12 protein-coding genes are annotated in these 12,538 nt (G+C 59.7%); 7 read left to right on the top strand and 5 right to left on the bottom strand.

The genetic code is table 11. The features are described from left to right. The first annotated feature begins 10 nt into the window (after window positions 1–10). From HHJ17_RS05030 to HHJ17_RS05000, 7 genes are all read left to right on the top strand, one after another. Window positions 11–430, top strand: a complete 420-nt coding sequence (locus tag HHJ17_RS05030; protein ID WP_296505107.1) for an acyl-CoA thioesterase — start codon at window positions 11–13, stop codon at window positions 428–430. Window positions 431–491: 61 nt separating this feature from the next. Further along, on the top strand, window positions 492–1,625 hold the full coding sequence (locus tag HHJ17_RS05025) for an ABC transporter substrate-binding protein (protein ID WP_296505105.1): 1,134 nt from the start codon (window positions 492–494) through the stop codon (window positions 1,623–1,625). A 75-nt stretch (window positions 1,626–1,700) separates the two neighbouring features. Continuing rightward, window positions 1,701–2,738, top strand: a complete 1,038-nt coding sequence (locus HHJ17_RS05020) for a branched-chain amino acid ABC transporter permease (RefSeq protein ID WP_296505104.1) — start codon at window positions 1,701–1,703, stop codon at window positions 2,736–2,738. 1 nt (window position 2,739) lies between these two features. Continuing rightward, window positions 2,740–4,509: a branched-chain amino acid ABC transporter ATP-binding protein/permease gene (locus HHJ17_RS05015; RefSeq protein WP_296503372.1), complete on the top strand. Its 1,770-nt coding sequence runs from the start codon at window positions 2,740–2,742 to the stop codon at window positions 4,507–4,509. 11 nt (window positions 4,510–4,520) lie between these two features. Continuing rightward, entirely contained in the window at window positions 4,521–5,258 is a 738-nt protein-coding gene (locus HHJ17_RS05010; RefSeq protein WP_296503375.1) for an ABC transporter ATP-binding protein, read from the top strand. A 101-nt stretch (window positions 5,259–5,359) separates the two neighbouring features. Then, window positions 5,360–7,093, top strand: a complete 1,734-nt coding sequence (locus tag HHJ17_RS05005) for an acyl-CoA dehydrogenase (RefSeq protein WP_296503377.1) — start codon at window positions 5,360–5,362, stop codon at window positions 7,091–7,093. A gap of 39 nt (window positions 7,094–7,132) precedes the next feature. Continuing rightward, entirely contained in the window at window positions 7,133–7,588 is a 456-nt protein-coding gene (locus HHJ17_RS05000) for a MarR family winged helix-turn-helix transcriptional regulator (RefSeq protein WP_296503382.1), read from the top strand. Between the two features lie 96 nt (window positions 7,589–7,684). Here HHJ17_RS05000 and HHJ17_RS04995 read toward each other — a convergent pair whose 3' ends face one another. From HHJ17_RS04995 to lptF, 5 genes are all read right to left on the bottom strand, one after another. Then, entirely contained in the window at window positions 7,685–8,845 is a 1,161-nt protein-coding gene (locus tag HHJ17_RS04995; RefSeq protein ID WP_296503383.1) for a pyridoxal phosphate-dependent aminotransferase, read from the bottom strand. Window positions 8,846–8,876: 31 nt separating this feature from the next. After that, window positions 8,877–9,830: a CysB family HTH-type transcriptional regulator gene (locus tag HHJ17_RS04990; protein ID WP_296503384.1), complete on the bottom strand. Its 954-nt coding sequence runs from the start codon at window positions 9,828–9,830 to the stop codon at window positions 8,877–8,879. 66 nt (window positions 9,831–9,896) lie between these two features. Next, a complete protein-coding gene (locus HHJ17_RS04985) occupies window positions 9,897–10,268 on the bottom strand; it encodes a CbiX/SirB N-terminal domain-containing protein (protein ID WP_296503451.1) in 372 nt (123 codons plus the stop codon). A 28-nt stretch (window positions 10,269–10,296) separates the two neighbouring features. After that, window positions 10,297–11,403, bottom strand: coding sequence for an LPS export ABC transporter permease LptG (lptG, locus tag HHJ17_RS04980; RefSeq protein ID WP_296503385.1), 1,107 nt, complete (start codon window positions 11,401–11,403; stop codon window positions 10,297–10,299). Beyond that, complete coding sequence (gene lptF, locus HHJ17_RS04975) at window positions 11,400–12,521, bottom strand: LPS export ABC transporter permease LptF (RefSeq protein WP_296503386.1); 1,122 nt, start codon at window positions 12,519–12,521, stop codon at window positions 11,400–11,402. The genes lptG and lptF overlap by 4 nt, the downstream gene beginning before the upstream one ends. Window positions 12,522–12,538: the final 17 nt, after the last annotated feature.

Raw genomic sequence — 12,538 nt, 5'->3', positions numbered from 1 at the left:
AAGACCCACGGTGAATAAAACCATAATTTACGAAGTGAATGTGATGTTCGGCGACTGCGATCCCGCCGGCATCGTGTTCTTCCCGAATTTTTCCAAGTGGATGGACGCTTCGTCGCTGAACTTTTTCGTCAAGTGCGGCGTGTTGCCCTGGCGCGAGCTGGTCAAGACCACCGGCATCATCGGCACGCCGTTGCTGGAGATCAATACCAAGTTCATGCGCCCCGCCACCTACGGCGAAACGCTGCAGATTCACACCAGCGTGATCGAGTGGCGCGACAAGGTGTTCATGCACAAGCATGTGGTCATGCGCGGTGATGAGGTGCTGTGCGAAGGCACCGAGACGCGCGCTTTTTGCATGCGTCACCCCGACAACCCGGACCGCATCAAGGCCATCCCGGTGCCGGAAGATATTAAAACCAAGTGCAGCTGAAGCTGCCGCTTTCGATGTCAGTCGTTTTCTTTTCCCCACTAAAACTCCAGGAGACAAACCCATGAAAACCATCAAAACGCTCATCGCCACCGCCGTTGCGGTCTTGGCGGCCGGTGCGGCGCAAGCGGACATCACCATTGGCGTCAGCCTGCCGCTGACCGGCCCGGCCTCCGGTCTGGGCATCCCGGCCAACAACCAGATCAAGCTCTGGCCCAGCACCATCGCCGGTGAAAAGATGCGGGTGATCGTGCTGGACGACGCGACCGATCCGACCAACGGTGTCAAGAATGCCAAGCGTTTTGTGACCGATGAAAAAGTGGACATCATCATGGGCTCGGTCGCCACACCGGTGGCGATTCCGATGGCCGGGGTCGCCGCTGAAGCCGAGACCGTGCAACTGTCGTTCTCGCCAGCGGTGCTGCCACCGGGCAAGGACGGCTGGACTTTCCGCATGCCCCAATCCAACGCGGTGATGGCCCACGCCATGATCGGCCTGATGAAGAAGCAGGGCGTCAAAACGGTTGGCTTTCTGGGCTATACCGATGCTTACGGCGAGAGCTGGCTGAAAGACTTCACTGCTGAGGCCGAGAAAAATGGCATCAAGGTGGTGGCGGCTGAACGCTTTGCCCGCTCCGACACCAGCGTGACCGCACAGGCGCTGAAATTGGTCGCCGCCAACCCGGATGCGATGTTGATCGTTGCCTCCGGCAGCGGCGCCGCCATGCCGCACATGGCGGTGGTGGAACGCGGCTACAAGGGCAAGATTTACCAGACGCACGCCGCGGCTTCGCGTGACTTGATGCGCGTCGGCGGCAAGGCGGTGGAAGGTGCTTACGTGGTGTCCGGTCCGGCCGTGATTGCCGAGCAACTGCCTGACAGTCACCCCTCCAAAAAGGTCGCGATCTCGTTCGTGCAACAGTACGAAAAAGCCTACGGCTTGGGTTCGCGCAACCAGTTTGCCGGCCATGCCTACGATGCGATGCTGGTGATGGAAAAGATCGTCCCCATGGCGCTCAAAAAAGCCAAGCCCGGCACCAAGGAATTCCGCGCTGCCTTGCGTGACGCGATGGAAACCATGGGCCGCACGGTGGTGTCGCATGGCGTGTTGAACTGGACCAAGGACGACCATTGGGGCTACACCCCTGAGACGGGCGTGATGCTCAAGGTCGTCAACGGTGACTGGAAAGTCGAATAACGCTTCCCGCTGAGCATGTGGCGTCGCCCCGGTGGCGGCGCCCGTGACGGGCTTTTAATTTCAACGGACTCCCCCATGGATATTTCAATCGTCGGCATTCTGATGCTGGACGGCATGACGAACGGTGCCATTTACGCCTTGCTCGGCTTGGCCACGGTGCTGGTGTTCGCCGTGACGCGGGTGATCTTTATTCCCCAGGGGGAGTTTGTCGCCTATGGCGCGCTCACGCTGGCCATTTTTCAGACCGGCCAGATTCCGGGCACGGTCTGGTTGCTGCTGCTGATGGCGGTGTTGGCGTCCGTGCTGGACGTGCGCCAGACCTGGTTGCACACCCACAACGCACCCAAAGCGCTGAAAGCTGGCATGCTGACGCTGCTGGTGCCCGCCGTGATGTCGGCGCTCTCGATCTGGGCGGCGCCGCGCCAGTTTCCGCTGCTGGTGCAGGCCTTGTTGACGGTGGGGGTTGTCACCTCGTTTGGCCCGCTGGTGTACCGGTTGGCGTATCAGTCGCTGGCGGATGCGAGTTCACTGGTGCTGCTGATTGTGTCGGTCGGCGTGCATTTCGCCATGACCGGTCTGGGGCTGCTGTTTTTCGGTGCCGAAGGCTTTCGCAATCCATCGTTCTGGGATGAGCGCTTCAGCCTCGGGGCTCTCACTCTGACCGGCCAGACCCTCATCATCGGGGGCGTGTCATTGGCCCTGATTGGTTTGCTGTGGCAGTTTTTTGAACACACGCTGTATGGCAAGGCGCTGCGCGCTACCGCAGTGAACCGGCTCGGTGCGCGCTTGATGGGCATCTCCAGCCACACGGCCGGTCAATCCACCTTTGCCATGGCCGCACTGATTGGCGCGCTGTCGGGTTTGCTGATTGGTCCTACCACCACGGTGTTTTATGACTCCGGCTTTTTGATCGGTCTGAAAGGCTTCGTGGCCGCGGTGATCGGCGGACTCGCGAGCTACCCGGCCGCTGCCATCGGCGCCCTGTTTGTCGGCCTGGTGGAGTCCTTTGGCTCGTTCTGGGCCAGTTCTTTCAAGGAAGTCATCGTCTTCACCCTGATTCTGCCCATCCTTCTCTGGCGCTCCATGTCCGGTGGCCATTCGGAGGAACACTGATATGAAATTCACGCAAAATACCCAGCGCCTGGCGCTGCTGGCTGGCGTCGTCGTGCTGGCCTTACTGCCACTGCCCGACTTCTGGATCACGCAGCTCAACTACATCGCGCTGTACAGCCTGGTGATTCTCGGTCTGGTGCTGTTGACCGGCATTGGCGGTCTGACTTCTTTCGGCCAGGCTGCGTTTGTCGGCATCGGGGCTTACACCAGCGCCTACCTGACGGTGAACATGGGCCTGTCGCCCTGGGTCACGGTCTTTGCCGGGCTCGCCATCACGGCGCTGAGCGCCTTGGTGGTGGGCTGGATCACGCTGCGCATGTCGGGCCACTACCTGCCGCTGGCGACCATCGCCTGGGGCTTGTCGCTGTACTACCTGATGGGCAACCTGGACGCGCTCGGCAAGTACGACGGCATTCTGGACGTGCCGACCCTCAAATTGCTGGACTGGGACATCGGCCAGGGCCGCCCCTTCTTTGTTTTTGCCTGGGGCTTGGTGTTGCTGGGGGCCTTCGCACTGATCAACCTGCTGGACTCCCGCACCGGGCGCGCCATTCGTGCGCTGCGCACCGGCTCGCAAATGGCCGAGGCCATGGGGGTGGACACCTTGCGCTACAAGATTGGCATCTTTCTGATTGCGGCCTTGTTTGCCAGTGTGTCGGGCTGGTTGTTTGCGCACTTTCAGCACACGGTCAATCCTTCGCCTTTTGGGCTGAAGATGGGTATTGAGTATTTGTTCATGACCGTGCTGGGCGGCGCTGGCTATGTGTGGGGCGCCATCAGCGGCGCACTGATCACCAAGCTGCTGGAAGACCAGTTGCAGGTGCTGTTGCCTCAATTGATCGGCACCAGCGGCAGCTATGAAACGATCGTGTTTGGCATCGTGCTGGTGCTGGTGCTCAAGTACATGCCGGACGGCATGTGGTCGCTGGTGGGGCGCTATTTGCCCAAACCCCAGCGCGTGAACGACTGGCAAGATGCCGCCCCGCTGGTGGAGCGCGCCAAGCCCGCCACCGGCGACACGGTGTTGGAAGTGCTGGCCATCCGCAAACAGTTCGGCGGTCTGGTGGCGGTGAACGACATTGGTTTTTCGATCCAGGCCGGGCAGATCGTCGGACTGATCGGACCCAACGGCGCAGGCAAGTCCACCACCTTCAACCTGATCACCGGCGTGCTGGGGCTGACCTCAGGCCAGGTGAAGTTTCGGGGTGAGCTCATCAGCGGCCAACCTTCGCGCGAGATTGCGCGGCGCGGCATGTCACGCACCTTTCAGCACGTCAAGATGATCCCTGAAATGACGGTATTAGAGAACGTGGCGCTGGGCGCCCAGTTGCGCGGGCACAAGGGGGCACTCTCAAGCATGTTGCGGCTGGACCGGGCCGAGGAGCAAAGCCTGCTGCGCGAAGCGGCCCAGCAGTTGGAGCGCATTGGCATGGGTGGCTCGCTGCACGAGTTGGCGGGCAACCTGGCCATGGGGCCGCAGCGTTTGCTTGAAATCGCCCGCGCCCTGTGCAGCGACCCGGCCTTGCTGTTGCTGGACGAACCCGCTGCCGGTTTGCGCCACCAGGAAAAACTGGCGCTCGCCGCCGTGTTGCGCCAGTTGCGCGACGAAGGCGTGAGCATCCTGCTGGTCGAACACGACATGGACCTGGTGATGGACGTTTGCGATCACTTGGTGGTGATGGAATTTGGCACGCTGCTGACGCAGGGCACGCCGGAAGAAATCCAGCAAAGCCCCGCCGTGCGCGCCGCCTACCTCGGCACCGAACATTGAGGACCATTGAGATGACAACGCCTATTCTTCGAGTCCAGAACCTGCGTGCCGGTTACGGCCGCGCCGAAGTGCTGCACGGGATTGACCTCTCGGCCTCGGCCGGCAGCGTGATTACCGTGATCGGCCCCAACGGGGCGGGTAAATCCACTTTTCTCAACGCCTTGATGGGGGTGCTGCCCGCGCAGGGCGAGATCGAATTTCAGGGCCAATCGATCAGCGCGCTGTCGCTGGAAGAGCGGGTGATGCTGGGCATCGCCCTGGTCCCGGAAAAGCGCGAACTGTTTGGCACCATGCCGGTAGAAGACAACCTGGTGCTGGGCGCCTTTCGCCAGGTACGGCTGCGGAACAAAAAGTGGCGCGAGCAAATGGACGTGGTGTACGAGATTTTCCCCCGCCTGAAAGAACGGCGCACCCAGCTCGCAGGCACGCTGTCAGGCGGCGAACGGCAAATGCTGGCAGTGGGCCGGGCCTTGATGTCTCGCCCCACGTTACTGATGCTCGACGAACCCAGCCTCGGGCTGGCGCCGCTGGTGGTGAAGGAGATTTTCCGCACGATTGACGCCTTGCGCAAAACCGGCGTTACCACCTTGCTGGTGGAGCAAAACGCCCGCGCTGCGCTGGAAACCGCTGATTACGGCTATGTGCTGGAAATGGGCGAGATTGCCCTGCAGGGACCCGCCGCCGATCTGGCCAATGACCCGCGCGTGATCGACACCTACCTGGGCGCCGCCCGCAAGCCGAAAGCCTGACAGCGCGCCCGGCGCCACGGGCTTGTCCACAAATTTTTACATCATTTAGCCCTCTAGACCCCGTTAATAGGGCGTAAGTAGCTATCAAAATAATAGTCATCATGAACGCTTACCAACCTTGTACCGACGACATGGCCTTCATCCTCTCGCAGGTGTTGCAGGCCCCCGCGCAACTGCAGGCCTTGCCCGCTTTTGCCGAGGTGGACGCCGACCTGATGCGCCAGGTGCTGGATGAAGCCGGCAAGTTTGCCGGCGAAGTGGTGGCCCCGCTCAACCGCGAGGGGGATGAAATCGGCGTCAGCTTTGCCAATGTCAACGGCCGCGGCACGGTCACCATGCCGCCGGGTTTCAAGGAGGCCTACCAAGCCTTCTGGCAGAGTGGCTGGCCCGCGCTGGCGTGCGCCACCGAGGATGGTGGCCAAGGTCTGCCTGCCGTGCTCGAAGCCACGCTGTATGAAATGCTCAGCGCCTCCAACCACGGCTGGACCATGGCGCCCGGCCTGCTGCACGGCGCCTATGAATGCATCAAGCACCACGCCAGCGACGTGTTGAAGGGCCGATATCTGGCAAAAGTCGCCAGCGGCGAATGGCTGGCCACCATGTGCCTGACCGAGCCCCATGCCGGTAGCGATCTGGGCCTGGTTCGCACCAAGGCTGTGGCGCAGGCCGATGGCAGCTACCAGCTCAGCGGCACCAAAATTTTCATCTCCGGCGGCGAGCACGACCTGAGCAGCAACATCGTGCATCTGGTGTTGGCTCGCCTGCCTGAGGCGCCCCCTGGCCCCAAAGGCTTGTCGCTGTTTCTGGCGCCGAAAGTGATGCCCGACGGCACGCTCAATGCCGTTTTCTGCGAGCGGGTTGAAGAAAAAATGGGTCTGCACGGCAGCCCGACCTGCGTCATGCGCTTTGACGAGGCCACCGGCTGGCTCGTGGGTGAGCCCGGGCGTGGTCTGAACGCGATGTTCGTCATGATGAACGCCGCCCGGCTGCATGTGGCGCTGCAAGGCATTGGCCTGCTCGACGCTGCCTGGCAAAAAGCCGAGGCCTATTCCCAAGAACGCCGCCAGATGCGCGCGCCGGTGCGCGGCAAGTCGCCCGCCGAGGCCGATCTGATCTGCGAGCACCCGGCGATACGCCGAATTTTGAGCACGCAACGGGCCTGGATTGACGGCGGCCGCGTGCTGGCCTACCGCACCGCGGTGGAACTCGACATCGCCAAACATCACCCGGAGGCGCAGCGCCAGCAAACGGCGCAACAGTGGTGCAGCCTGGTCACGCCAGTGCTCAAGTCGGCCTGGACGGCGCAGGCTTTTTACGGCAGCAGCGAATGCCTGCAGGTGTTTGGCGGCCACGGCTACGTGCGCGAATGGGGCATTGAGCAAATCGTGCGCGACTCGCGGGTAAGCATGATTTACGAGGGCACCAACGAAATCCAGGCGATTGACCTGCTGGTGCGCAAAGTTTTGCCCGATGGCGGTCTTGGCTTGGCGACCCTGTTGCAAACGCTGTGCGAGGGCCTGGACCCCCAAGTCGCGGAGCACGCCCAATTGATGCGCCAGGTGGCGGAGCTGGGCCAGCTCACACAAGCCTTGGTCGCCGCCGCCAAGCAGAACCCGGAACTGGCCTATTGGGTGGCCGATGATTACCTGCGCGCCGTGGCCCTGACGCTCATGGCCTGGGCCTGGCTGCAAATCAACTGCGCCATCCGTGCCGACACGTCCAACCCCGATCCGGCACGCTGGACGGAACCCGCCAGCGCCGTGCGCCACTGGGTGCTGCCTGAATTCGGAATGCGCCTGAACATCATCACCGCGTGGATTGAGGATTGCGCGTAACCGAGTTGGTATGCTCCCAAGTTTTCTCTGCTGAATGCCATGGACGCCAAACCCCAGACCCCCTTCGTCGAAAAGGTCAATACCCGCTACCTTGAGACCCTGCTGGGCTACAACTCACGCCGGGCGGCGCTGGCCATCATTGAGGTGTTTCTGGAGCGCATGGCCATCTACGATTTGCGCGTGGTGGACTTCTCGGTGCTTTCCCTTGTCATTCACAACCCGGGCATCACCTCGCGCCAGTTGTGCGCCACCCTGGGCATTCAGGCGCCCAACCTGGTCAGCATGGTGAGTGCGCTGGAGAAAAGAGATCTGATTGCCCGGCAGCCTCATCCGCTGGATGGCCGGGCCATGGGACTGCACCCCACGCCTGCCGGGCTCAAAATGATGCAGGCCGCCGAAAAAACAGCGTCGCAACTTGAGCTGGACACCACCGCCCGCTTAACTGACGCAGAGCGGAAAACCTTGCAGCAATTGCTCAAGAAAATTTACAAATAAACCGAACTGATGCTGGCCTCGCAAGCTGTTTTTACAAACGATTTCATCGAAAATAGCCTCTAGCCCCCGTGCCGTAAGCGCAAGTAGCTCCTGTTTTTATAGCGCCTGCAGACGCTGCAGCGCTGCATTCAGCGTTTCGTCCTTCTTGGCAAAGCAGAAGCGCACCACGCGCTGGTCAAAACCGTTGCCGTAAAAGGCCGACAGCGGAATGGCGGCCACGCCAATTTCCGAGGTGAGCCATTTGCAGAATTCGGTCTCGCCCAGATCGCTCACCGCTGAAATGTCGACGCACTGAAAGTAGGTGCCTTCACTCGGCAGCAGCTTGAATTTGGTGCGCTTGAGCCCGTCCCGAAACAGATCACGTTTGCGCTGGTAAAAGGCCGGCAGTTCCAGATACGGTTTCGGGTCGGCCATGTAGGCCGCCAGACCGTATTGCACCGGGGTATTGACCGTGAACACGTTGAACTGGTGCACCTTGCGAAACTCAGTGGTCAGCGAGGCCGGGGCGGCGACATAGCCCACTTTCCAGCCGGTCACATGGTAGGTTTTACCGAAACTGGAGACGATGAAGGCGCGCGCCGCCAGGCCGGCAAAACGCGCCGCGCTTTGGTGTTCTTGCCCATCAAACACCATGTGTTCATAGACTTCGTCGCTGATCAGCAGCACGTTGGTCGGCGCCAGAATCTCCTGCAGGCGCAACATGTCCTGCGCCGTCCACACCGTGCCACTCGGGTTGTGCGGTGAATTGATGATGATGGCGCGGGTCTTGGCGGTGATGGCCGCCGCGATCTTGTCGAAGTCGGGGCGGAAAGTGCCCGGTGTCAACGGCACCCGCACCGGCACGCCACCGGCGAGCTCGATGTTGGGCACGTAGCTGTCGTAACACGGCTCCAGCACGATCACCTCGTCGCCCGCATGCACGACGGCCAGAACGATGGTGATGATGGCCTGGGTCGCCCCCGCCGTGATGGTGATTTCGCTGGCCGCGCTGTATTCACGGCCATGCAGCGCTATTATTTTTGCAGCAATGGCGTCGCGCAGCACCGGCACGCCGGGCATCGGCGGGTATTGGTTCAGGCCTTGCCTCATGGCGTCGGTCACGGCATCGACCAGCTTCGGGTCGCAGTTGAAGTCAGGAAAGCCCTGGCCCAAATTAACGGCATTTTTCTCCGCCGCCAGCGTGGACATGACGGTGAAGATGGTGGTGCCGACATGCGGCAGCTTGGTTTGAAGCGTCGGGGTAGGTGCAGTAGTCATGGCATTGAATCAGTGAAAGAGCGCGCTGGTTTTACAACTCGTAGTCGTCGACATGGCCGGTCATGGCTTGGGCCACCAGATTGCGGTTCAAACGGTCGCTCAACAATTCGGCAAATTTGTAGACAAAATTACGCAGGTAGGCGCCGCGTTTGAAGGCGACCCGGGTCACGTTCTGGCCAAACAAAAGCCCGGCGGGACGCACCACCAGGTCGCTCTTGGCCCCTTCCGCGATCACGTCGCGGACCGACATTTCAGCGGCAATGCCAATGCCCAGGCCCAGGCGGACGTAGGTCTTGATCACGTCCGAGTCAATCGCTTCGAGCGCAATGCGGGGTTCCAGCTTGCGGGTGGCAAACGCGTGGTCAATTTTGGTGCGACCGGTGTAGGACGGGTGGTAGGTGATCAGGGGTTCAAGGGCGATGTCTTCCAGTGTCAGGTGTTCTTTCAGGCACAAGGGATGGCCCACGGGCAGTACCAGCACATGCTCCCATTCGTAGCACGGCAAGGTCACCAGTTCCGAATAACCCGCCAGCGATTCGGTGGCAATGCCAATCTCGGCCACTTCATCGATCAACATTTTGGCCACCTGGTCAGGTGAGCCCTGGTGCAGGCTGACGTTGACCTTGGGGTAGGCTTGGCGCAGCTTGGCGACTGGTTCCGGCAGCACATAGCGGGCCTGCGTGTGGGTCGTGGCAATGGACAAAGTGCCGCTGTCTTCCGCACTGTATTGCTCGCCAATGCGCTTGAGGTTGCCGACCTCGCGCATGATCAACTCGATACTTTTGAGCACATGCTGGCCTGGCTCGGTGACGCGTTTGAGGCGCTTGCCGTGGCGCGCAAAAATTTCGATGCCCAGCTCTTCTTCCAGCTCGATGATGGCTTTGGAGACCCCGGGTTGGGAGGTATGCAGGGACTTGGCCGCTTCCGTCAGGTTGAGATTGCGCCGGACGGCTTCCTGAACAAAGCGGAATTGATGTAGGTTCATATTAAATTTCAACTAACAATGAAATTTATTATGCCTCAGCTACATATGCAAGTAACTGAGTAATCTTCAGGACAGGGCAATGCGGGCCATCAACTCAATCATCTGCGCCTCTTCGCCGATGGCGGGCCTTAGCTTGAACGCAATCTGCGGATGGCGGGTCTGGAGCGCCGCCATCAGCAGGGGCAAATCTTCCCTTGCATGCTTGCCGACACCCAAAAAGAGCGGCACCACAGTGATCGAGGTAACGCCCAGCGTGACCAATTCGGCGGCGCAGTCAGGCAGAGCAGGCTCCATGATTTCCAGATAAGCGCAGCGGACATGAACTGATGGCGCTATCTGCCGAATTTGACTGGCCACCGCCTCAATGGGTTGGCGCCACAAAGGGTCGCGTGAGCCATGGGCAAACAGAATCGTTCCGCGCACCATATTAGATTGCATCAAAAAGTCATTATCTTTAGTCATTGCACTAACGTCTCAGCACCAGCCAGCCAAACGCGGTGAGGGACAGCAGTGAATAAATCATGCCCGGCAGCGCGGCAGTCAGCCAGGGCTGCCAGTTCTGCAGGTTGCCGATATAGCCAAATACGTTATTCAGCAAGAAGAAGCTGATGCCGGCCATCACGCCGCCAAAGACATAGGTGGCAATACCGCCCGAGCGAAAGTGAAGGTAGGCAAAGGGCAGGGCCAGCACCACCATCACCAGACAACTCAGGGGATAAAAAACCTTCTTCCAGAATTCAATCTCGTAACGCTGCGCACTCTGGGCATTGGCATCCAGATGCCGGATGTACTCAAACAAGTCAACGGTACTCATGCGTTCGGGCTTGAGCAGCGCGGCCGACACCATCTCCGCGCTGATTTGGTTGGGCCAGCGAAAAGTATCCAGTTGGGTGCGTTCTATGCGAGCGGTATCGGTGCCGCGGACGGGGAACTCGGTCCGGCTCACCTGCTGGAGGGCCCACGATTCATCAGCGCTGTAGCTTGCGGTCTCGGCCTGCACCAGGGAGATCAGGAACCCTTTGCTGTCAAATTCGAAGACACGGACGCCCCGCATGCTGCCGTCCGAATCCAATGCGCTGACGTTGACCGCATACTGCGAATAACGCTGTTTTTCTTTCAGCCACGCGCCGGTCTGCCCGACCGTGATGAGCCCTTGGTAACGGGCCTTGATGAGTTGCGCGGTGCGGTCCGCGACGGGAGAGATGTAGTCCCCGATCGCAAACGTCAACACCACAAACCCCAAACCCAGCACCAGAAGTGTTTTCAAAGCCCGCCACGGTCCCAGTCCGCTGGTTCGCAAAATGGTGAACTCCGAGCTTTGCGCAAAACCCGCCATCACGAAAATGGTGCCGATCAAAACGGCGATGGGCAGTAACTCATAAAGGTGGCTCGGAATCATCAGCGTCACATAGGTCAAGGCATGCACCAGCCGATATTCGGCGGTGGCATGGCGCCCAAGAGACTGGATTTCTTCGACAAAGTCAAAAAAGAAAAATAGGGAAATAAACCCAAGCGTGACAAACGCCACCGCTTTGAGCACTTCACCGTAGATCAGGCGTCGAATGGTTTTCAAGTCGATGACTTCCGCAAAAGGGAGGTGGGTGAAGTACGAAGGCCCAAAAAGGTGTTCCAGTTCCAGTTGTTATGGCCCTTGGCCAGCCAGAGGAGTCCAAACACCAGCGCGCTACCGTGCAACGCCAGTAGAAAACCGACAAAGGAGAACTTGCCCGACGCAATCCAGCTTTGACCCAGGTTCAACAGGTTGTAATACAGGACAAAAGCAAACATGGAAAAAACAAGGTTGGCACTTCGGCCCACGCGGGGGTTAACGCTTGAGACGGCGATGCCAATGATCACAAAATTGATGGCCGCCAGGATCAAGCCAATGCGCCATGACAACTCAGCCAGGTTGGGCAGCGTCAGGTTTTTTAACAACACCAGGGTGGGGCGGGTGTTGATTGCAACGTAGTCAGGGTCACCGAGAATATCAACGCCGACCTTGATGCCGTATTCTTCAAATTCGCTGATTTTCAGATCGGACTTGCCAATCGTACTTTCCAGCCGCTGCCCATTGCTGAGCATCAAAAACCGATCTTTCCCCACCAATTCGACGCGACCGCTGCGGGCCGATGTCACGGTTTCTTTCCCGTTTTCAGTCGTGGCAATGAAGACATTCGAGCCCGACTGCTTGCCGGTGGCATCTTTTTCAACAAAAAACACCCGTTTCCCGGCGGCCGACTCCTGGAATTGTCCGGGTTGAATCCGCTCAAGATCACCGCGTTTTTCGTATTGGTCCTTCATGGTTTCAATTTTTTGATTGGACCAGGGCAAGACCAGCAAGGCCAGCGCCATCACCACCAGCAAGACAGGCCAGGCAAACCAGAACAAGGGGCCGAGCAAAGCCGACAACCCCCGGCCACTGGTGAACCAGATCACCATTTCGCTGTCACGGTACATGCGTGACAAGGCCGCGATGATGGAGATGAAGAGGCTCATGGTCAGGATGGTCGGCATGTAGGCGAGCACGGTGTAACCCATGACCAACATGACGTCAGACGGATTGAAGCTGCCACGCGAAGCCTGCCCGAGCGTGCGGATCAGCGTCATGGTCATGACAACCGTCGCCAGCACGATCAAGGTAGCGCCAAAACTGCGCGCCAGCTCCTTGCGAATGGAGGAATGGAATAACATAGACTGAGAATTTTCGG

It is taken from the genome of Rhodoferax sp. (assembly GCF_012927445.1).
GTDB lineage: Bacteria > Pseudomonadota > Gammaproteobacteria > Burkholderiales > Burkholderiaceae_C > Rhodoferax.
Note: the sequence above shows the minus strand (reverse complement) of the source record. Positions and strands in the feature narration are given on the sequence as shown.